Origin of the sequence: Peptoniphilus vaginalis (genome assembly GCF_900176605.1) — a bacterium.
Lineage (GTDB): Bacteria > Bacillota > Clostridia > Tissierellales > Peptoniphilaceae > Peptoniphilus_A > Peptoniphilus_A vaginalis.
The window spans coordinates 604,899-627,110 of the sequence record NZ_FXLP01000004.1 but is presented as its reverse complement, the minus strand read 5'-3'; the positions used below and the strand labels follow the sequence as shown (position 1 = coordinate 627,110).

The window sequence follows — 22,212 nt, the reverse complement described above, 5'->3', positions numbered from 1 at the left end:
TTTTTAATAATCAATCAGCAAAATTTTTTCTACTTCATAAATTAAAAAGCTTTTACTTCCCTGTGATATAATGTTTTAAATAATATTCATCTATAATTTTATAAAAATAATTTTTTTAGGAGTCTATATGAATAGTTTAAGAGCTTACTATGAGTCGAGCATTTCTAACTTTTTGAAAAGTGATAATGATAAAATTTTGGGAGAGATTTCAAGAAATGATTCTTCTGCTGACACTAGGATACAACAAAAAAATACTTGGGAGGCTGAGATTGAAATTCTAAAAAGGGAGTTAAAGGATTTAAAGGATCCTTCTTCTAAAATTCTCTTTGAGTATGTCATTCCCCGCATGGGAAAGAGAATCGATAATGTAATTTTATACAAAAATATTGTATTTATTTTGGAGTTCAAATGTGGAAGCAATTCTTATAAGTCCAATGACTATGACCAAGTTTATGATTATGCTCTTGATTTGAAAAATTTTCACAAGGAAAGTTCTGATAAGTTAATTGTTCCTATTTTAATTGCAAGTGATGCTCCATCTTATCCAATTCAATTTATTTTAAAGGACAATATTTTAAAACCTCTTAGAGCTAATGAGTTTGATATTAAAAATTTAATTTTAAATGTATCTTCTATTTATAGAGAAAATGATTTTTCTTATGACTCGTGGATAAATAGTGAATATTTTCCAACTCCAACTATTGTTGAGGCTGCTCAAGCTCTTTATAAGGGTCACAATGTCAGTGACATAACTAGAAATGATGCTGGTGCAAAAAATATAAATATAACTACAGATGCAATTAATAAAATTATAGATTATAGCAAGGCTAATGATAGAAAATCTATTTGCTTTGTAACAGGTGTTCCTGGCGCAGGAAAAACTTTAGTTGGTTTAAACTTAAGTATCCAAAAATCGGATGCTAAAAAGGGAGAACACGCTGTGTTTTTATCTGGCAACTTCCCCTTAGTTCAAGTCCTAAAAGAAGCTCTTGTAAGAGATAAGATAAAGGCATTAAAGGAACTGGGAATAAAAACAAATAAGAGAGATGAAGAAAGACATACTAACGCTTTTATTCAAATGATACATAAGTATAGGGATTCTTTTGTCAATAATGATGATGTACCTCCTGAACACATTGTAATTTTTGATGAAGCTCAAAGATCCTGGAATCAAGAAATGATTCATAAGTTTATGAAAACTAAAAAAGGTATCCTTAATTTTAATTATAGCGAACCCGAGTTTTTAATTTCTACAATGGATCGTCATAAGGACTGGGCTGTTGTTGTCTGCCTAATTGGTGGTGGCCAAGAGATTAACGAAGGCGAAGGTGGCTTGCCTGAATGGTTTAATGCTCTAAGAGCTAAATTTAACGACTGGGATGTTTATGTTTCTACAAATTTAAAAGATGAGTATCTTATGGATAATCTCTGGAAAGATATGGTTAAGGGCTTAAACATAAAGGATCTTCATGACCTTCATCTTTCAGTTTCTATGAGGTCCTTTAGGTCTCCTGACCTTGCAGACTTTATAAAATACTCTTTAGATTTAGACTTATTAAAGGCTCAAGGTCTATATAAAAAAATTAAGGATAAGTATCCAATTAAGCTAACACGTGATTTAAATGTCGCAAAAAATTGGATAAGAGAAATATCCAAAGGTTCAGAAAAATATGGTCTCTTGGCTACAAGTGGTGCCCTTAGATTAAAGTCTGAAGGTATTTTTGTAAAAAACAATGTCAATGTTGCCAACTGGTTTTTAAATGATAAAGAAGATGTGAGGTCTTGCTATTATCTTGAAGACGTTATTACAGAGTTTGATGTCCAAGGCCTTGAGTTAGACTATTCAATTGTTGCTTGGGATGCAGACCTAAGGATGAAGAATGGCAAATGGGAATACAAAAAGTTCCATGGTTCTAAATGGATTAACATTAATAAGGCTGAAGAAAGACTTTATTTAAAAAATTCCTACAGAGTCCTACTCACAAGGTCAAGGCAGGGCATGATAATTTTTATCCCAAGAGGTTCTGATTATGACAAGACACGTTTAAGAGAGTATTACGATGAAACTTATGCTTATTTTAAAGAAATAGGGCTTGATGAAATATAACTTTACAAACTATCAATTCAAAGACAAAAATAAAATCGAAAATTTAATTGCAAATTTTTATAAATCATAGGCCGAGGTGATGTGTACCCATAAAACTGGACACAATATTCAATTAACTAATTGTAGTGGATGCTAACCTATACTTTGTAGGTGGCATCCATTTTGTTTTGGATTGAATTCTTTCATTATTGTAATAATCAATATATTCCTCTATTGCTCTCGAAAATTCTTCAAAAGAGCTATAGCTCTTTTCATAACCATAATAAATTTCATTTTTTAATCTTCCAAAGAATGTCTCCATAATGGAGTTATCATAACAATTTCCCTTCCTTGACATTGATTGTCTTATACCATGTTTTTTAAGCTCATTCACATAATATTTATGTTGGTATTGCCATCCTTGATCTGAATGCAGTATTAGATTATTTAGTTTTGGAAATTTGTTAAATGCTTTTTCTAGCATATTGGATATTTGTTTTAAATTAGGGTGTAAGGATAAGTCATAAGAGATTATCTCATTTGTATACATATCAAGTATTGGAGATATGTAGCATTTACCCCAAGAAAATTTAAACTCTGATGCATCAGTGGTCCATTTTTGCAGAGGTCTATCTGCCTTGAAATCTCTATTTATTATATTATCAGCTACTTTCCCTATCTTACCCTTATATGAGTGATATTTTTCCTTAGATCTTTTTCCGAATAGTTTTAACTCATGCATTATCCTTTGAACTCTTTTATGATTTATGACATAACCTTGACTTAGCAACTCCATATATACTCTTCTTACTCCATATCTTCCTTTGTGTAAGTTAAATATTTGAGTTATTTTATCTGCCACATGACTATTCTTAATTTTTATTTTATCAATTTTATTTATTTCAAAATAGTATGTTGACCTTGGCATATCAATAGCTATTAAAAGATATTTTAGTCTGTATCCTTTTTCTTTGAGTTCTTTGACAATCGCTGCTTTTTCGCCTTGAGTTGCGCAGCGTAGCGTTCTTCTCTCAAGGCGATCTATTTTTTTATTATTTCATTTTCTGCCTTTATATATTCATTTTCTGCTCTAAGTTTTATTAGCTCTTCTCTTTCAGATTCATTAAGTTCTTTTGCTTTATGGTTATTTTTACTTTTCATGCTTGGATTTTTGGATTTACGACCTTTCTTTTTATTAACAAGACCATTATATCCATAATTTTTATACTTGTTAACCCATGAATAGAGTTGTCCATCATTAATTCCATATTCAATTGCTATGGACTTTATTGAATTTCCAGCTAACACTTTAGATACCATTTCTAATTTCTCATCAGGTGTCCAATTGATATTATTTCCATGTTTTAAAATTTCTGGTCCATGAAGTTCTTCTAACTTAAACCATATTCTAATTGAATTATGAAAGATTTTTTCTTTTGTTCCTTCAGGTGTATTGGGCCATTTACCTTCTCTATACAACTGTACACATTCTTTTTTGAATTCATAACTATATTTCATAAAAAATACCCTCCTTACTGGTTTGTCCAGTAAAGAGGGTACATATCAAGGCTTCGGTCTTTTTTTATTTTACTTACATTTTTTATTTTACTTACATTTTTTATTTTACTTATATATTTTTATTTCTATTAATCCTATTGTATTTTATTCTTATTAGATATATATTTGACCTATCTAGGAGGTATTATGAAAAATTTTTGGTCTTATGACATAGATGATGCATTGAAGGAATTAAATTCTAGCCGTGATGGTTTAACTAGTCAAGAGGCCGCTGATAGGATTGAGTCTTATGGTAAGAATGTTTTTGATGAGAAGAAGGCTTCTTCTAACTTTATAATATTTTTATCTCAATTCAAAAGCCCTATTACTTTGATTCTTATCTTCGCTGCTATCTTGTCTATTTTTTTAAAGGATTATTCTGATGGTATCATTATTTTAATTATTATTTTGATTTCTTCTCTCTTGAGTTATCTTCATGAGAGCAAGGCAAAGGACGCTGTGAAGAAACTTCTTTCTTCTGTCAGTGTTACCTCTTCTGTTTTAAGAGATGGCAGTTTTAAAGAGTTAGACAATGCTGACTTAACTCTTGGTGACATTATTAAGGTGAAAACTGGTGATATGATTCCTGCTGATTGTTTGCTTATTGAAGGCAACTCTCTTACTACTGATGAGTCAAGCTTAACTGGTGAGACCTTCCCTGTTGAGAAGTCTTGCGGAAAGCTACCTGCCAGCACAGGTCTCTCTGCGAGGAAAAATTCTCTTTGGATGGGGACTCACCTTATTAGTGGGTCTGGCAAGGCTCTTATTGTAAACTTAGCAAGGGACACTGAGTTTGGAAAAATTACAAATTCTCTTAGTAAAAGGGATTCGGATACAGACTTCGAAAAGGGCATTAAAAATTTTGGCAATTTAATCTTGCACGTTACTACCCTCTTAATTGGTTTAATTTTCTTGTTTAATATTGTTTTAAATAAGTCTTTTTTGGAATCTTTTATGTTTGCCCTTGCCCTATCTGTTGGTCTAACTCCACAAATGTTGCCGGCTATTATTAGCGTTAACTTGTCACAGGGTGCCAAGAGAATGTCCGAGCAAGGTGTTATTGTGAAGAAGTTAAATTCCATTGAAAACTTTGGTTCAATGACAGTTATGTGTTCTGACAAAACTGGAACTATTACTCAGGGCAAGGTTAAGCTCCACTCTAGCCTCAATTTTGCTGGAGAAAATTCTGAGGATTTAAAAAAATTTGCAGCTATTAATTCATACTTTCAAGAGGGCTATGCCAATCCAATTGATGAAGCTATCTTAAGTGACAAGTCACAAGATTTTTCTGGCTACAAAAAACTTTTTGAAATCCCCTACTCTTTTGAAAATAAACTCTTAAGTGTCGTTGTGAAAACTAATGACGATTTTTCAAATAAGAATTTAATGGTCACTAAGGGAGCCTTTGATAGCATCTTAAAGATTTGCAAAACTTACGAAGGAAGTGATGGCAGTCTTGGATCAATTGATGCTATCATACCTAGTTTAAAAAATTCTTTTAATAAGTATTCAAGTCAAGGCTATAGGGTCTTAGGTCTTTCCTACAAATTTTTAGATGATTCTTGCGACCTTGAAAAAGAAACTGCACAAGATATGATCTTCAAGGGTTTCTTGCTTTTTATGGACCCATTAAAGGAAGATATAAGGGATGTTGTTAGCCAAATGAATAAGCTTGGCGTTGCCTTAAAGATGATAACTGGAGATAACCAAGAGATTGCAAAAAATATTGGCAGTCAAATTGGACTTAATCCTGAAAAAATTTTGCTTGGAGAAGATTTAAGTTCTTACTCCCTAAGTCAACTTAACAAAAAAGTTTTAGATATTGATATATTTGCTGAAATAAGTCCTAACCAAAAGGAAAAAATCATCATGGCTTATAAGGAAGCTGGAGAAATTGTTGGCTATATGGGAGATGGCATCAATGATGCTCCTGCCATCAAAGTTGCTGACGTGGGCATATCTGTTGACACAGCTGCCGACACAGCAAAGAATGCTGCTTCAATTGTTCTTTTGCAAAACAATCTTGCTGTCCTCTTATCGGGCATTAAGGAAGGAAGAAGGACCTTCATCAACACCTTGAAGTATATCTTTGTTGCTACAAGTGCCAACTTTGGAAATATGTTTTCTATGGCAGGTGCAAGTCTCTTTTTAAAGTTTTTGCCCCTCTTGCCCAAGCAAATCCTTCTTACAAACTTGTTAACTGACTTCCCTTCCTTGCAAATTGCATCGGACTCTGTTGATGAGGACTGGTTGAAAAATCCTGTTAAGTGGGATATGAAATTCATCAAGAGGTTTATGATTATCTTCGGAATAATATCCTCCCTATTTGACTATGTGACCTTCTTTGTTTTAATTTTTATTTTCAAGGCAAGGGAAAGTTACTTCCAAACAGGTTGGATGTTAGAATCTGTTATCTCAGCTATGGTTGTTATGTTAATCGTCAGGACTGCAAGACCAATTTTTAAAAGCAAACCTTCCAAAAAGTTAATCCTTGCTATTGTATGTGTCAGCATCCTCTTGGTTGGAATAATTTACAGTCCAATTAACTCCTATCTTGGTTTAGTTGACCTTCCTATCAAGGCCCTACTTGCAATGTTTTTAATCTCCTTTGTCTATGCCTTAGTAGCAGAAGCATTGAAAAAAGAATTTTATAAACGAAACTCCTTCTCACGAAAATAAATTTAATAGCTTACGAATATTTAGGTCGAGTTCACTCGGCCTTTTTTTTCAAATTTTAAATTTTTGTTCTCTCTGTCCTCTTGTTAAATTTTTTGTGTTATCCTTCTTTTCCCTACCTTACTAAGTCCCTTCTAATTGACAACTGGGCTAAATAATTGTATAATCGAAAAAATTACTTTTAACATTTTTACTTATATTTATGAGATTGTTTTGTAAGTTTAATTTTTTAATTTTTTATTACTAAGTAGTTTTGATTGATTAAATAATTCTTATTCACTTGGCAATTTTTATTGTGTTAAAAGTTTTTTATTAATTTTACAAAAAGGAGAAAAAGATGAAAGTCGCAAAATTTGGTGGCAGTTCACTTGCTGATGCTCGTCAACTGAAAAAAGTTAAGGATATTGTACTGGAAGACGAAGCAAGAAAGTACATAGTCGTTTCTGCGCCTGGAAAGGGAGTTAACAACAACCACAAGGTCACTGACCTTCTAGCAATGTGCCACGAACTAAGTGCCCACGAATTAAATTTTAATGAAGTTTACAAGATCATCGAGAATGTTTATAAAAATATTGTTGATGATCTTGTTTTGGATATAGACATTGATAAGATTCTTGCTGAGGTCAAGGATGAAATCACAAATGGAGCAAGTTATGACTTCGTAATAAGCCGTGGCGAGTTCATAAGTGCCCAAGTCCTTGCAGCCTATCTTGGCTTTGACTTTGTGGATGCAAGAAATATGATTGCCTTCACTAACGGGGTCTTGGATCTTCCAAAGTCTGAGGACAACATTAGAAGAATTCTCACTCAATATGAAAGAGCTGTTGTGCCTGGCTTCTATGGGGAAAAGGAAGATGGCAAGGTCAAAACTTTTTCTCGTGGTGGGTCTGATGTGACAGGTTCTGTCATCGCCTCTGCTCTTGATGCAGAGATGTATGAGAACTTCACTGATGTGTCTGGCTTCTTAGTTGCAGACCCAAAAATCGTCAAGAACCCATCCCCTATTGGTTCAATTACTTATAAGGAGTTGAGGGAGCTTTCCTATATGGGAGCCAAGGTTCTTCACGAAGAGGCCATCTTCCCACTTAGGGACAAGAACATTCCTATCAATATAAAAAATACTAATGCCCCAAATGATGAAGGAACTTTGATTCTTTCTAAGTGCGACATAAAAAACAAAAATATTTTAACTGGTATCTCAGGCAAAAAAGATTTCACTGTAATAAATCTTGAAAAGATAAATATGAATAGCGAGAAGGACTTTTTCAGAAAGCTAACTACAGTTTTCGAGTCCAATGACATTTCCATTGAACATATGCCTTCAAGCATTGACTCAGTTTCTGTCCTTGTGGCAGATTCCTTTATCACACCAAAGCTAAACAAGGTTCTTGAAGAGCTAAAGATTTATTTAAACGTGGACAATATTTCTTGGGAAAGGGACATCTCCCTCATCGCCGTTGTTGGACGTGGGATGATAAATGAAAAGGGTGTGTCTTCTAGGACTTTCACTGCCCTTGCCAGAGAAGGAATTAATATCAAGATGATTAGCCAGGGTTCCAGCGAAATCAATATTATTATTGGTGTTGAAACTCAGGATTTTGAAAAAGCGATACGCGCAATTTATAGAGAATTTTATAAGGAGGACTAAAGATGAAGGTTAATGTAGCAGTTGTAGGTGCAACTGGACTTGTTGGAAGTATGATGTTAAAGGTTTTAAGTGAGGAAAATTTCCCAATAGACAATTTATACTTGTTTAGCTCCAAAAAATCAGCTGGCAAAAAAATTGAATATTGTGGCAAGGAATACACTGTTGAGGAATTAAAGGAAGATTCCTTTGAAGGAAGGGACATCAAGATTGCCCTCTTCTCTGCTGGTGGTGCTGTCAGTGAAAAGTTTGCTCCTATTGCAGCTAAGGCTGGAGTAACTGTTGTTGACAACTCCTCTGCCTTTAGGATGGACCCAGAAGTTCCCCTAGTTGTTCCAGAAATTAATCCTGAAGATATTAAAATGAACAAGGGAATTATTGCAAACCCAAATTGTTCTACTATCCAATCTGTACTTCCACTTAAACCAATTCACGATAAGTACAAGATTAAGAGGGTAATTTATTCAACTTACCAATCTGTTTCTGGCTCTGGCATAAGGGGAATTTCTGACTTGGAAGAAGGCACTCAGCTTGCCTACAAGTATCCAATCAAGAACAACTGCATCCCACAAATTGATGTATTCTTAGACAATGGTTACTCCAAGGAAGAAATGAAGATGATTAACGAAACTAAAAAAATTCTTCACGACGACTCTATCCTTGTTACTGCAACAACCGTTCGTGTGCCTGTTAAGTTCTCCCACTCAATTTCCATTAACGTTGAAGTGGAAAAGCCTTTTGAAGTGGAAGATGTAAAAAAAATCATCGCCGACTACCCTGGCATGGTCCTTAAAGATGATCTTGCCAATGAAGTTTATCCAATGCCCCTAATGGCAGCCGACAAGAATGAAGTTTTTGTTGGCAGAATTAGACGTGACTTCACTGTGGAAAATGGTCTAAACCTATGGTCTTGTGCCGACAACATTAGGAAGGGAGCTGCAACTAACGCAGTGCAAATTGCGGAAAAAGTCTTGGAGGTTTAAGTTGAAAATTGCAATAATGGGCTTTGGCACTGTGGGAACAGGTGTCGAAGAAATCTTATACAAGAAGAAAGATGCCCTCTTAAAAAATAATTTTGATATAAAAATTGAAAAAGTTTTAATTAGAAATAAAAATAAAAAAAGGTCTCCACTAGATGAGAGCCTTTCATTCACAGATGATTTTGATGAAATTTTAAATTCTGATGTGGATACAGTTATTGATGTGACTTCAAGTCTTGAAGAAACTCATGAAAGAATTGTAAGACTTATGAAGGCTGGCAAAAATATTGTCACTGCCAACAAGGCTGTGGTTTCAAAATACTTTGAAGAATTAAATGAGCTTGCAAGAGAAGAGAATATTTTCTTCTCCTACGAGGCTGCAGTCGCTGGTGCCATTCCAGTAATCCATCCTCTTATGGAAGAGACCTTCTTCAGCGATATGAATAGGGTCCAAGGGATTTTAAATGGGACTTCCAACTACATCCTTTCAAAGATGGAAGTGGAAGGCTCCTCCTATGGCGAGGCCCTAAGAGAAGCCCAAGAGCTTGGCTATGCTGAGGCTGATCCTACTGCTGATGTTGGTGGCTTTGATGCCATGAGAAAGATTAGGATTTTATCTTCTCTCATCTACAATGCAAAAATAAATGAAGATGAAATTTTTACTTTTGGCATTCAAAATGTAAATAAATCTGATTTTGATTTTGCAAAGGAAAGGGGCTACTCCATTAGACTGCTTGCCAAGTCAGAGTTAGCTGAGGGCAAAATAAATATTTCTGTAGTCCCTACATTTGTAAAAGATAATTTCTTCGCAAAAACTTTTGGTGGCACCAATGGCATTAAGGTCTGGGGAGAAAACTTCACAGCCTACGAGCTAAAGGGGCCTGGCGCAGGCAAGCTTGAAACTGCCGATGCAGTAATGCGTGACCTCTTGAGAGTTCTTGCGAAAAGAGAAATCAAAACTTTTTATGACGCAGGCAATACTCATGAAGTTAAAAATAATTTAAAGAATAAATTTTATGTAAGGACTTGTGAGCTTGCAGAAAAATTAAAAGATTTAATTGAAGAAGAAAAAGTCCTAGGCGACCAACACTTAATAGTAACAAAGGAAGTTTCTCTTGATGACTTGCGTGATGCCCTTGGAGACCTTTCAAAAGTTTTCTTGGCAGAGATTGAGGAGGACCTATGAAATTTTTATCAACAAGAAATTCAAATTTAAAAATTTCTGGCAGAGAAGCCATTGTAAAGGGAATCTCTGAAGATGGCGGCCTCTTTGTCCCAGAATCCTTCCCTGCCTTTGACATAATGGAAAACTTAGACCTATCTTATACAGACTTGGCCCACAAAATTCTTTCATTATATCTTACAGACTTTGACAAGAAGGACTTGTTAAAGATTATAGAAAAATCCTACGCTTCCTTTGAAGATGAAATTGCAAAAGTGTCTTACCAAAAGGATTTTTACCTAGAGCTTTATCATGGCAGGACTTCTGCCTTTAAGGACTTTGCCCTTTGCCTTCTTCCAAACCTCTTGGCTTACGCCAAAAAATCTCTTGGCATCAAGGACAAGACATTAATCTTAACTGCAACATCAGGGGACACAGGCAAGGCTGCCCTAGAAGGTTTTTACAACACAGAGGACATTGACATCTTGGTCTTATACCCAACAGAAGGTGTGAGCTCCATCCAAAAGGCTCAAATGGATACAACAGGTTCTTTAAATTCAAAAGTTATTTCCATTGACGGCAACTTTGACGATGCTCAATCTGCTGTAAAAAAAATATTTAACGATGCTTCGATAAAAGAAGAGCTTAAGAAAGAAAATATTTATCTTTCTTCTGCCAACTCCATTAACATTGGCAGGCTCCTTCCCCAAATTGTTTACTATTTTTATTCCTATGCAGACTTAGTTAAAAATAAAAAAATATCTGGCGGCGAAAAAATCTCCTACTGCGTCCCAACAGGTAACTTTGGAGATATCTTGGCTGGCTATTATGCCAAGGAAATGGGTCTACCAATTGACAAGCTTGTCATTGCATCAAATGACAACAATGTTTTGACAGACTTCTTCACAACTGGAAGATACGATGCCAATAGGGACCTCGTAAAGACAATTTCTCCATCTATGGACATCTTAGTTTCATCAAATCTTGAGAGATTAATCTTCCACAAGTCATCAGATGCTATAGTGAAAGAAAAGATGGAAGATCTAAGGGACAAGGGAGTCTTTGAATTCAAAGGAGACTTCAAGGAATTCTTGTGTGGCTATGCCAATGAAGAAGAAACAAAAAATGCAATAAAGAAGGCCTTTGAAGAAGAAAATTATTTAATGGACCCCCACACAGGAGTTGCAAAAAATATTGTAGACAAGCTTGGACTTGAAAAGACTGTAATCTTATCAACTGCAAGTCCCTACAAGTTTTCTTCAACAGTCCTTGAAGCTTTGGGAGAAAATCTTTCAGATGACGAGTTCGAAAATACTAATATCCTTCACGAAAAAACTGGGGTAAAAATTCCATCTGAAATTAAAAAATTAAAAAATAAAAAAATTATTCACAAGACAAAAATTCAAAAAGATGAAATTGAAGAAGAAGTTTTAAAATTTGCAAAACGTGGCAAGAGAATTTCTGTGCCAGCAACTTCTGCCAACCTTGGACCTGGCTTTGACGTCCTTGGCCTTGCCCTTGATTTATCCAACACTTGCGAGTTTAAAGTCACTGATGATAAAGATGAATTTGAAAATAATTTAAAAACAAATTTAATCTACCAGGCCTACAAGTATGCCTTCGACTTCTACGATGAAGAAGTTCTTCCAGTGGACTTTGACATTGACGCAAACATTCCACTTTCACGTGGTCTTGGGTCATCAGCTGCCTGCATTGTCATGGGTATTATGGCAGCCTTCGATGTAATGAAGAAGGACTTCGACAAGAAGGAAATTTTAAAAATTGCAGCAAAGATGGAAGGTCATCCAGATAATGTGGCTCCAACAATTTTTGGCAATGCTGTGGCATCAATCTTAAAAGAGGACCAAGTCTATGTAGAAAAATTTGAAATTTCAAATAATTTTAAATTCTTGGCAATCATTTCTGACTTCAAACTCCCTACAAAGGAAGCAAGAGATGTCTTGCCAAGGACTTACTCAAAAGAAGATGCTGTCTTTAATCTTTCAAGGCTTTCTATGGTAATCTTGTCACTTATCTCTGGCGACGAAGAAAACTTAAAAGTTGCCCTTGATGACAAAATTCACGAACCCTACAGGTTAAAACTAATTCCAGAAATTAATGAAATTGAAAAAATAATTGATGACAGTAAGGCCCTTGGTCACTACCTAAGTGGTGCTGGCTCAACAATAATGGTAGTCTTAAAGGCAAGCGACAAAACATCAGAAGACGAAATCAAAAATAAACTAGATAAACTCTCAAATTCTTATGAAGTCGTGAGACTTAATATAGATAAAAAAGGCGCCTTTATAATTTAAAAATTTGACTTAATTTAATTCATGTTTATATAACAAACCCCTAAATCTCAAAAATTTAGGGGTTTCTAAATAAATATATATTTTTTGTTTTTCTATTTTATCTAATGCTAAATGAATCTTTAATTACACATCTTCTTATTCTACAAAAACTCTTAGCACTTGTTATACCTTCACCAGTAGGACCGGCAATTGTAAAAGTAGTAGAGCCCTCTCCACCAACACCAATCCCAGAATATGAAGGTGCGTTCTTTACAAAAATTGTACATTCTAAAAGTTTTGCCATTTTTGATAATTTGTCAACATTTTTTGAGTGCATTATTGCAGTATGTCTATTTCCATGTTCCGCCTTATGTGCACACTCTATTGCCTCATCAACATTAGGAACAGGAACTATAGGTAATATTGGCATCATCATTTCTTCAGTTACTAAGTGATCCTCTTTGTTTGCTTTAAAAATAATAAGCCTTATATCATCTGAAACTTCAATTCCAATTTTACTTAAAATGTATTTTGCATCTTTTCCTACAAATTCAGTCTTTGGTTTTCCATTTTCTTGACTAACAGTGTTATCAAGATTTCTTATATCATTTTCAGATGTCAATAAATATGCACCATTATTTTTCATATAATAGATCAAATTATCAATTTGAGATTCAACTACAAAAACTTCCTTTTCTGCTATACAAGGTACATTGTTATCAAAACATGCTCCATTAACGATGTCTTTTGCAGCTTTTTCAATATCTGCGGTTTCATCAACAACAACAGGTGGATTACCAGCTCCTGCTCCTATTGCTTTTTTGCCAGATGAAAGAACTGTCTTAACAATTCCAGGACCACCTGTTGCTACAAGAAGTCTGACCTTAGGATGGTTCATCATAATATTAGTAGCCTCAATAGATGGTTCTCTCACCATGGTTATTAAATTAGCAGGTGCTCCACCTGCTACTAGAGCTTGATTAAGCATTTGAATAAGAGTTATTGAAGTTTCTTTTGCACGAGGATGTGGTGAAAACACAACAGAATTACCACCAACTATCATTGAAATTGAATTTGATATTATAGTTTCTGTTGGATTAGTAGTTGGTGTAATAGATCCTATAACCCCAAAAGGACAATATTCTTCAATCATAAGACCATTTGACCCTGTTAATGCATTTGTCCTCAAATCTTCTTTCCCTGGAGTTTTTATTGCAGCTACTCTATTTTTTATTACCTTGTCACTAACTCTTCCAATTTTAGTTTCTTCAACAGCCATATTTGAAAGAAGTTGTAAATTCTCTTCTTTTAAAACTGTCTCTCTTATAATATCTGCAAATCTATCTCTTTCGTCAATCGAAAGATCATAAAGTTGTTTTTGGGCCTTATCTGCTGCTTCGATTGCTTCATCCATATTGTCAAAAACTCCGTAATTTGTTTGACAACTTTCAAATGAATTATTTATACTTCCTTCTTTTTTTAATTCTTCAATTACTTGTTTTATGACTTCATCAATCATGTTGTTTTCCATATTTTCCTCCAATACAACTTTTTGAAATACCTAAGGGTGTTACCAATAAAGCTTCTTCGCTTCTATAAGTTTTTATCCCAGTTATTTTCTCAAATAAATCTTCTATTCCGTCAAAATTTGAAGCTCCTCCAACTAAATATAAGGCCTGTACATCTTTATTAACCAACACATTTTTTACTATAATCGCCATTTTTTCTAAAACTGGCTTTACTATAGTTAATATTTCTCTACTATTAGATTTTATTTTTAATTCTTCTGCCTCATCTATGCCTATATTATAGTATCCAGCTATCGTTAAGTTCATGTGATGGCCACCTGTTGGTTCATCCCATGTTCCTATAACATTCCCATCTCTCATCAAACTTATCCCAGTTGTTCCTCCGCCTAAATCAACAATTGCACCATTTTTTATTCTCAATGTTTTCGCAGCTGCTGTTGGCTCATCAATTATGTTTGTAACTATAAAACCAGCTGACTCAACAACGTTAGATATAGCTTTTACACTCCTAGGATCAATTCCTGGTGGTATAGCACAAGCTGCATATATAAGCTCTACATTTAGTAATTTTTCTAGCTCTTCTTTTAAATCCTTGACAATTTTTATTGCTTCTAAGTAGTCAACAACAATTCCATCCCTTACAACCTTGGAACGTCTAATTAAACCTGCGATTGGGTTGTCATTCACATCTGTAACAACGAGTACAATATTTGCAGTTCCAAGATCCACTCCAACTTTTAATTCACCATCTTTAAAGTCAACAAATTTGTTTTCTTTTATTAAGTTTGAAAGTTTTAATAAGTCCTTATTCTTTATCAATTTCTCACCTAGTAAATTTTTTCAAAACAACATAGTCATTGTTTTTTATACCTACAGCATTTGCTTCATCAGTGTCTAAGTGCATTTCCAATTTGTACTTATCGCTTACCCTAATGAGTACATTGCCCATTACTGCTTTTCTCTCGCCAAAAAATTGCACATCAACAAAATCACCATCTTTTACATCCATAAACTTTGCATCTTCAGGAGTCATATGAATATGTCTAAGAGCTATAATAGTTCCTTCTGGCATATTTATTCGTCCATAAGGTCCAATAACTTGAATACCAGGAGTTCCTTGTAGTTTTCCAGATTCTTTTATAGGTGCCTTCACACCAAGTTTGAAAGAATCTGTAAGAGATATTTCCACTTGTGATTTTTTTCTTATAGGTCCTAAAATTCTTACATTGTTAAATTCACCTTTCGGACCTCGTATTGTTACGCATTCTTCGGCTGCAAACTGACCTGGCTGTTTTAATGTTGATTTAACAGTAAGCTCATAATCCTTTCCAAACAAGCTTTCTAAATCTTCTTTAGATAGATGTATGTGCCTATTTGATACACCTACAACAATCTTGTGATTATCTATATCATTTAATCTTTGTAAAACTTCTTTTGAAATTTTTGCTATAAGTTCATTATTATTCAACATATTACTTCCTTTTTTAGAAAATTAAATTTATTATAAACATACTAACTGCAATTACTATTGCAGGTGGATCAATATATGTATCGCAATGAGAATTAAAAATTCTGCCTGCAATTACCCATAGTATTGCATTGATGAATCCTGTAATAGCAGCTAAAAATATATTTTGCGTCAAAATAAATACAGTTGCTGCAGGATATGTTACGTGATGCGTAATTGGAATAGAATAACCCATTTGTAAAAAAATAAGTGATAGGGCTGAAATTCCAAAAGCAAAAACAGGATAAATTGCCATAGCATCTTTACTAACTCCAGCTTCAATAAGCTTTTGACCAATTATGGCGATTCCTAGTGATAACAGGAACCCATTTACTGAATTTTGTATTATTTCAACTTTAGGAAAAATCTCTCTTTTTTCTCCATCTTTTAATGTACCTATAATTGATGTCTTTCCAAGGATAATTCTATTTAAAAATAAAACTATACATACACAAAAAGCAGGATAATCTGTTACAAATACAGATTGTTTTGTTATCAATGTAAAGGCTACTATACCTACTAAGCCATAAATTCCACCAACCAAAATTGTGGTTATATCATTAATACCAAAAAGAGATGCTAAAACATTTTGTGCATTATCTAGCTTTTTAGCTTTATTTGCTGCATATGCTGCTGCGGCAGCTCCCGCTGCAAAGGATACATGTGGGCCAAAGAATGGACCAAATGCCACATTGCCAACAATATAATCTGTAACTCCTGAAAGGGTTAAAATAGATCCTATTAAAGCAAACACTCCTGTCAAGATAAAAGCTGGTATCGAACCAAAAGCTGCTCCGAAAGCTCCTCCTGCAAAACCTGCAATTATTGTTAAAATATCCATAGTACACCTACCTAATTAAGTTTTTTAGTTCATCTTTTTTGTCTGTTTTCTCCCATGTGAATTCATCTTCATCTCTTCCAAAATGACCATAAGCCGCTGTTTTTTTATAAACAGGCCTTTGTAACTTCAAGTTCTTTATTATGCCATCAATACTCAAATCAAAAACCTTCTCAGTTACCTTATAAATTTTTTCTAGATCAAATTTTTCTGTTCCAAATGTATCTATATATACACTTTCTGGATTTTCTTTTCCAATAACATAGGCCAATTGTATTTCACACTTATCACATAATCCAGCTGCTACTAAATTCTTCGCAACATATCTTGCCATATAAGATGCTGATCTATCAGCTTTAGATGGATCTTTTCCGGAATATGCTCCACCACCGTGTCTTCCAATTCCTCCATAGGTATCAACAATTATTTTTCGTCCTGTTAATCCTACATCAGCCTTTGGTCCACCAATTGTAAATTTCCCAGTTGCATTTATATGAATTAAAGTATCGCCTTTTATCAAAGACTTATCTATAACCTTCATTATTACTTCCTTGATAAGCTCGTATCTTAAAAGTGCAATATCTTTGCTTGCCTTATGATGTGCAGCAAGAACTATTGACTTAACATAACTAGGTCTTCCATCTTCATATACCAAGCTAACTTGAGATTTTCCATCAGGGTACAAACCTTGAACTATTCCCTTTTTCCTGACTTCAGAAAGTCTTTTTGTAAGAGCATGAGAAAGTTCAACCGCTAAAGGTAGATAGGATTTACTTTCGTTTGTTGCATAACCAAAAACAAGTCCTTGATCTCCTGCACAAATTTTTTCTTGATTTACCCCCATTGCTATATCCTTTGACTGCTCATCTATATTTGTAAGAATAATAGCTTTATCTACATCAAAACCTGATTCATTAGTTGAATATCCAATTTCTTTGATTGCATCTAAAGCAACCTTCTCCACATCTATCTTAACTTTTGATGTTACCTCTCCAGCTATAACAAGAAGATTGTTTGAAATCATATTTTCAATAGCAACTCTTGAATTGCTATCTTTTTTTAAATATTCATCTAAAATTGAATCTGATATTATGTCACAAACCTTATCAGGATGACCTTCTGTAACTGATTCTGATGTAATAATAAATTTATTCATTATATCACCTAGCTTTTCTAAACTGCTCAACTGTTATTTTCTCGTATTTTTTAAATACTTTGCTAAAATAACCATATTCGTTATATCCTAAATTAAATGCTATATCCAAAACACTGCTATTCTCTAACAATATGTATTCTTTTGCTAAATTTATTTTCTTTAAATGAATATAATTTACAACTGTAAGATTATATTCATTTTTAAAAAGCCTACTTAAATAACCTTGGGATATATTACATTCCTTCACAACATCATTAAGAGAAATATTTTTGTTTAAATTATTTTCAATATACTTAAAGACGTCTTTTAATATTGGATAATTTGCAATACTTTTTTTCTTAAAATAATAATTAATAATTCTAAACATCCATATATTACAAAGTCTTTTATCTTTTACCGTTAAATCACTAATTGGGAAATCCTTGTCTAGTAGATCTTTATCTTCTGCAAAACTGTTAAAATTAATTATTTTATTTCCTAAGTTTTTTAATTTGCCTTTTATATCATCCTTGACTTTTACATCACTACTATTAAAATCAAATTCATTTATTATCTCAATTAAATACTCATTAACTTCAATAAAGTCATTCATATTAACTGTTTGTTCCATGTTAAATAGAAAATCTTTTTCATAACTCTTTTGATTTATAGCGTCATATTTTTCTAGCTTCTCATTAACTTTTTCATATGTTAGAGGCTTTAATATTATTTGGTTTAAATTTATATTTTCATTTCCTTCAAAAACTACATCATGAGGAAATGCTACTAGCAATACTTTTGTTTTATTATTTGTTTTTTCGATTTTATTTATAAAATCTACCCTTGTAATGTTAGGCATTATGAAATCAGAAAAAACTAAATTAATATTGTTATTTCTAACATAATCTATTGCTTTATTATAAGAATTTGTTTCTCCAAATATACTGAATTTCTCATTCTTTTCTATTATTTTTTTTAATACATCTCTCATTAAGGTTTGATTACTTACTAATAGAACACTATACATATAATCACCCTAATTTTTTATAGGATATTTTATAGAGATAACTGTCTTTTCATTATCTTCAAAAATATTTATCTCTTGTTTTCCATTTGATATTTTCTTGAAATCATCTTCCAAATTCTTTATATATTCAAACATATTTTTTACTTCTCCGCTTATGTTATGTATATCTTTTAACCTTTCAAATGCTTCTTTTGAAATTCCAACTCCATTATCATTAATTAAAATAATTATATTGTCTTCCTCTCTTTTTACATTTATCTCAATGTGGTACTCATCCTCTTTGAAATTAAGTCCTAAATAACACATAACTAGAGTATAAGGAATTAATATTTTAAAAGGCATACTGCATTCCTTAACATCATCATCGATATTAATTTCATATTTGAATCTATCTTTATATTGGATTTTTTTCATTTTGAAATAATTAATCAAAGTTTTATAAACAAAATTTATAGAATCGGAGTCAATTTCAATTGAGTTAATGAAATAATTCCTCAAATACTCGCTATATTGGCTGGTATTTTTTGCCTCTTCTATTAAAGCAAGATTTGAAAGTGATTCCATCATATCGTTTAAAAAAAGTTTGTTTAAATTATTATTAATTTTTAAGATTTTGTTCTTAAGCTCTAAGTTTTTACCTTCAAGCTTTTCTATCTTTTCTTCTAAGTCCTTTATTCTCTTTTTATTTTTACTTTCATGATAACTTGAAATTAATTCTTTCTTTATTATCTCTGAAATTATTAGCTCAACCAATCTTACAATTGACTCAAATTCTGTAAATGTATACTTTTTTGAATTTATATCTATATCATTTAGATGTAAACTTTCCAGATTTATTTCATCAAGTAAAAGTTGTTCTTGCATCCTTAGGACTTTTTCAGGAGCATCCTCACATATTACTTGACCTCCTATAAAGGCACCTAAATATTTATCATTAATAACAATTGGGATTGCAACCTCTAATAAATTAAAAGGGCAAAAATATATTGATGTTTTTTTAGACACAGCTGATCTTATAGCTCCAGATGCATCAGATAATTCACATATTTTTTTGCACATTACATTTTCTCTAATATAACTGCACCTTTTAGAGAAATTTGTCATCTCTGTTAGAGGCTCTCCCTTATAATCAATTGTGACAAAAGCAAGTCCTGTTACATCAGAAATAACTCTTTGAATTTCTTCTAAATATTCTTTTCCAAAAATAGAATATATGTCAATTTTGCTTCTTCCGTCTGTATATTTTTCATTGATTTTTATATTAGGTATATGTTTATATTTTTTATTAATGTTCATAAATCCCTCCAAGACGATTTAATCTCATAATAATCTTATAAAAGCTAATATATCTTTTCAATAATTTCTTTTATCTCATCAATACTTATACTATTTACAGAAGTTTTCATACAATTGTCTTTTAAAGCATTCTCAGCAATTTGATTCTTCGTTTCTAATAGTTTTTCTCTTGACACATTACATTCACTTAAGCTTTTTGGCATATCCATAATTGCTTGTAAGACTTCAATAAATTTATTTAAATTATTTACTGCTTCTGTATCATCTTTAGCTGTAGTAACTCCAATCTTTCTTGCATAATTAGCATATCTTTTTTTCATTGCTTCAACTTTCGAATTAAATCCTATAACACTTGTTAAGAGAATACCATTGCAAAGACCATGAGGTATTCGCAATTTAGCTCCTATTTGATGTGCTATTGCATGATTTATTCCAAGCCCTGCCATTTCAAATGCCATACCTGCCATCATGGATGCCAAATGCATCTCTTCTTTGGATTCAATATCGTTCATATTTCTATAACTTCTATAGAGATATTTAACAACCAATTCTCCAGCTTTTTCTGCTAAAGCATCGGAATATGAGCTTCTATTTTTACCAACATAGGCCTCAATTGCATGAGTTAAAACATCTATGCCTGTATTTGCAATTATTTTCTTAGGAAGTTCTTTAACAAGACAAGTGTCTAAGATAGCCAAGTCCGGTAACATATTATAAGACTGTAGCAAGTGTTTTACTTGTGTATCATTGTCCTTTATTACTGATACACTTGTAACTTCAGATCCAGTTCCACTTGTTGTTGGTATTGCTATAAAATAAACATCTTTATTTGTAACTTCCTTAGCAAAATATATTACACCTTTTGCAGAATCAATTGAGGATCCTCCGCCAAATCCTATTATTATATCTATATCTTCTTTTATATATAGAGATAAAGCCTGCCCTATTATTTCAAGGCTTGGATCAGGCAAAACTTTGTCATATATAACAACTTTATTTGATGCGTTTATGCTTCTTAAAACTTTATTCATAAGAACACTTTTTGCAATAAAAGAATCTGTTATTATTAAAATTCTCTTTTCTTCTATCTCTTTTAATTTACTGAGAGCTTTTCCTTGAAATACTATTTCTGTTTTATTTATTAAATCTTTCATACTTCATCACCTAATAGAAAAGGCATCAACTAAAGCACATCTTCTCTTTCTTGCAAAATTTCTTGCACTTGTTGAACCTTCACCTGTTTTATTTGCTATAGTAAAACTTACTGGATTGTTATCTGAAAAACCTATACCTTCTAAGGAGCATCCATTTTTTACGAATATTGATGTTTGCATTTGCTTAGCGGCAATATTAAGCCTTTCTATGATATTAGAATAAATTCCTGCTGTATGATGTAGCCCTTGCTCAAGATTTAATGATGTTTCTAATGCATCGTCAAAATCCTTTGCTTTGACTATTGCAATAACCGGCATCAATAACTCTTCTGTTGCAAAAGGATGAATCTTTGGAACATCCACAGCTATTATTTTGTAAACGCCATTAGATTCTATTCCAGCAAATTTTAATATTTCTTTTACATCTTTTCCGCCCAAAAATTTATTTGGCTTCAAATCTTCTGTTAAAAGAACCTTGGAAAGTTTCAACATATCTTCAACTGTATCTACGTAAAAAACTCCCTCTTTTTCAAGAGCTTTTTTGAATTTGTCGTAAACTGATTCAACAATTACTATATTCTTTTCTGTAACACATAAAATGTTATTGTCAAAACTAGCACCCTTTACAATGCAACTTGCTGCTTTATCTAAGTCTGCTGTTTCATCTACAATAAAGGTAGGATTAGCTGCCCCTGCTGATATTACTTTTTTGTCACATTTATTTGCAGCCCTTGCTATATCGCTTCCCCCAGTTACAACCAATAAATTTACATCAGGATGATGCATTATTTCTGATATATTTTTTATGCTAACTTCGGATAGAGTAGTAACCAGATTATCAATCCCTGATGTTCTAAGTATTGTAGTCGCTATTATGTCAGTAAGGTATTTTGTTACTTCTATTGCCCTTGGATGGGGGCATAGAATAACGGCATTGCCAGAAGCCAATAAACCTATTACATTATTTATTACCGTAGCTACAGGATTTGTGCTTGGCATAATAGCACAAGCAATTCCAAAAGCCGAATATTCGTAAAGAGTCATAACTTTATCTTTCGTTAAAACTTCTGAAACTAAATCTTCAGTTCCTGGAGTTCTCTCAATACTCAACTTTATTTTCTCAATTTTGGATACAACATTACCCATGCAAGTTTCTTCATAACTTTTTTGTGCAAGTTCATCTACATGATTTAAAAGCTCTTTTCTAAGTTCTTGTATAATTTCCTCTCTATCTGAGATCCCAAGCTTTCTATATAATTGAAAAGATGATTTTACAGCATCTATTGCATCGCATACTGTATCAAATACTGCTCTTTTATTCATAAT

Annotated in this window: 17 protein-coding genes; 6 read left to right on the top strand and 11 right to left on the bottom strand. The window is 32.8% G+C overall.

What is annotated here, in order from left to right; genetic code table 11:
- Positions 1-127 precede the first annotated feature (127 nt).
- A complete protein-coding gene (locus CAN42_RS04370) occupies positions 128-2,107 on the top strand; it encodes a DUF2075 domain-containing protein (RefSeq protein ID WP_085875681.1) in 1,980 nt (659 codons plus the stop codon).
- A gap of 112 nt (positions 2,108-2,219) precedes the next feature.
- Here CAN42_RS04370 and CAN42_RS04365 read toward each other — a convergent pair whose 3' ends face one another.
- On the bottom strand, positions 2,220-3,074 hold the full coding sequence (locus CAN42_RS04365; protein ID WP_245149844.1) for an IS3 family transposase: 855 nt from the start codon (positions 3,072-3,074) through the stop codon (positions 2,220-2,222).
- Positions 3,075-3,127: 53 nt separating this feature from the next.
- Positions 3,128-3,604: a helix-turn-helix domain-containing protein gene (locus CAN42_RS04360; protein ID WP_135100547.1), complete on the bottom strand. Its 477-nt coding sequence runs from the start codon at positions 3,602-3,604 to the stop codon at positions 3,128-3,130.
- Positions 3,605-3,790: 186 nt separating this feature from the next.
- On the opposite strand from CAN42_RS04360, the gene mgtA reads away from it, so the two are divergent.
- The 5 genes from mgtA (at position 3,791) to thrB (ending at position 12,421) form a co-directional block, all read left to right on the top strand.
- Complete coding sequence (gene mgtA, locus CAN42_RS04355) at positions 3,791-6,322, top strand: magnesium-translocating P-type ATPase (protein ID WP_085875679.1); 2,532 nt, start codon at positions 3,791-3,793, stop codon at positions 6,320-6,322.
- Between the two features lie 334 nt (positions 6,323-6,656).
- Positions 6,657-7,967, top strand: a complete 1,311-nt coding sequence (locus CAN42_RS04350) for an aspartate kinase (RefSeq protein ID WP_085875678.1) — start codon at positions 6,657-6,659, stop codon at positions 7,965-7,967.
- Between the two features lie 2 nt (positions 7,968-7,969).
- Positions 7,970-8,947, top strand: a complete 978-nt coding sequence (locus CAN42_RS04345) for an aspartate-semialdehyde dehydrogenase (protein WP_085875677.1) — start codon at positions 7,970-7,972, stop codon at positions 8,945-8,947.
- A 1-nt stretch (position 8,948) separates the two neighbouring features.
- On the top strand, positions 8,949-10,130 hold the full coding sequence (locus tag CAN42_RS04340; protein WP_085875676.1) for a homoserine dehydrogenase: 1,182 nt from the start codon (positions 8,949-8,951) through the stop codon (positions 10,128-10,130).
- Positions 10,127-12,421: a homoserine kinase gene (gene thrB, locus CAN42_RS04335; protein WP_085875675.1), complete on the top strand. Its 2,295-nt coding sequence runs from the start codon at positions 10,127-10,129 to the stop codon at positions 12,419-12,421. Before CAN42_RS04340 ends, thrB begins: the two co-directional genes overlap by 4 nt.
- A 97-nt stretch (positions 12,422-12,518) precedes the next feature.
- Here the strand turns inward: thrB and CAN42_RS04330 are convergent, their stop codons facing one another.
- The 9 genes from CAN42_RS04330 to CAN42_RS04290 are packed head-to-tail and all read right to left on the bottom strand — an operon-like array spanning position 12,519 to position 22,209.
- Entirely contained in the window at positions 12,519-13,931 is a 1,413-nt protein-coding gene (locus tag CAN42_RS04330; RefSeq protein WP_085875674.1) for an aldehyde dehydrogenase family protein, read from the bottom strand.
- Positions 13,912-14,748, bottom strand: coding sequence for an ethanolamine utilization protein EutJ (gene eutJ / locus CAN42_RS04325; RefSeq protein WP_085875673.1), 837 nt, complete (start codon positions 14,746-14,748; stop codon positions 13,912-13,914). The genes CAN42_RS04330 and eutJ overlap by 20 nt, the downstream gene beginning before the upstream one ends.
- A 4-nt stretch (positions 14,749-14,752) precedes the next feature.
- A complete protein-coding gene (locus tag CAN42_RS04320) occupies positions 14,753-15,400 on the bottom strand; it encodes a phosphate propanoyltransferase (protein WP_135100546.1) in 648 nt (215 codons plus the stop codon).
- Positions 15,401-15,413: 13 nt separating this feature from the next.
- Positions 15,414-16,277, bottom strand: coding sequence for a DUF7973 family transport facilitator (locus CAN42_RS04315; RefSeq protein ID WP_062572079.1), 864 nt, complete (start codon positions 16,275-16,277; stop codon positions 15,414-15,416).
- Positions 16,278-16,284: 7 nt separating this feature from the next.
- The gene (gene metK, locus CAN42_RS04310) at positions 16,285-17,430 is read right to left on the bottom strand and encodes a methionine adenosyltransferase (RefSeq protein ID WP_085875672.1); all 1,146 of its coding nucleotides are present in this window, start codon (positions 17,428-17,430) and stop codon (positions 16,285-16,287) included.
- 4 nt (positions 17,431-17,434) lie between these two features.
- Positions 17,435-18,436, bottom strand: coding sequence for an AraC family transcriptional regulator (locus CAN42_RS04305; RefSeq protein ID WP_085875671.1), 1,002 nt, complete (start codon positions 18,434-18,436; stop codon positions 17,435-17,437).
- 9 nt (positions 18,437-18,445) lie between these two features.
- The gene (locus CAN42_RS04300; RefSeq protein ID WP_085875670.1) at positions 18,446-19,732 is read right to left on the bottom strand and encodes a PocR ligand-binding domain-containing protein; all 1,287 of its coding nucleotides are present in this window, start codon (positions 19,730-19,732) and stop codon (positions 18,446-18,448) included.
- Positions 19,733-19,776: 44 nt separating this feature from the next.
- Positions 19,777-20,886 carry an iron-containing alcohol dehydrogenase gene (locus tag CAN42_RS04295; protein ID WP_085875669.1) on the bottom strand — a complete coding sequence of 370 codons (1,110 nt, stop codon included), beginning with the start codon at positions 20,884-20,886 and terminating at the stop codon, positions 19,777-19,779.
- A gap of 6 nt (positions 20,887-20,892) precedes the next feature.
- Positions 20,893-22,209 carry an aldehyde dehydrogenase gene (locus CAN42_RS04290; RefSeq protein WP_085875668.1) on the bottom strand — a complete coding sequence of 439 codons (1,317 nt, stop codon included), beginning with the start codon at positions 22,207-22,209 and terminating at the stop codon, positions 20,893-20,895.
- Between the last annotated feature and the right edge of the window lie 3 nt (positions 22,210-22,212).

Coding starts and splice junctions, on each gene's coding strand:
- CAN42_RS04330 (WP_085875674.1), bottom strand. CDS start 13,931: ATGGAAAACAACATGATTGATGAAGTCATAAAACAAGTAATTGAAGAA.
- CAN42_RS04290 (WP_085875668.1), bottom strand. CDS start 22,209: ATGAATAAAAGAGCAGTATTTGATACAGTATGCGATGCAATAGATGCT.
- CAN42_RS04350 (WP_085875678.1), top strand. CDS start 6,657: ATGAAAGTCGCAAAATTTGGTGGCAGTTCACTTGCTGATGCTCGTCAA.
- CAN42_RS04305 (WP_085875671.1), bottom strand. CDS start 18,436: ATGTATAGTGTTCTATTAGTAAGTAATCAAACCTTAATGAGAGATGTA.
- thrB (WP_085875675.1), top strand. CDS start 10,127: ATGAAATTTTTATCAACAAGAAATTCAAATTTAAAAATTTCTGGCAGA.
- mgtA (WP_085875679.1), top strand. CDS start 3,791: ATGAAAAATTTTTGGTCTTATGACATAGATGATGCATTGAAGGAATTA.
- CAN42_RS04345 (WP_085875677.1), top strand. CDS start 7,970: ATGAAGGTTAATGTAGCAGTTGTAGGTGCAACTGGACTTGTTGGAAGT.
- CAN42_RS04360 (WP_135100547.1), bottom strand. CDS start 3,604: ATGAAATATAGTTATGAATTCAAAAAAGAATGTGTACAGTTGTATAGA.
- CAN42_RS04315 (WP_062572079.1), bottom strand. CDS start 16,277: ATGGATATTTTAACAATAATTGCAGGTTTTGCAGGAGGAGCTTTCGGA.
- CAN42_RS04300 (WP_085875670.1), bottom strand. CDS start 19,732: ATGAACATTAATAAAAAATATAAACATATACCTAATATAAAAATCAAT.
- CAN42_RS04320 (WP_135100546.1), bottom strand. CDS start 15,400: ATGTTGAATAATAATGAACTTATAGCAAAAATTTCAAAAGAAGTTTTA.
- CAN42_RS04295 (WP_085875669.1), bottom strand. CDS start 20,886: ATGAAAGATTTAATAAATAAAACAGAAATAGTATTTCAAGGAAAAGCT.
- CAN42_RS04370 (WP_085875681.1), top strand. CDS start 128: ATGAATAGTTTAAGAGCTTACTATGAGTCGAGCATTTCTAACTTTTTG.
- metK (WP_085875672.1), bottom strand. CDS start 17,430: ATGAATAAATTTATTATTACATCAGAATCAGTTACAGAAGGTCATCCT.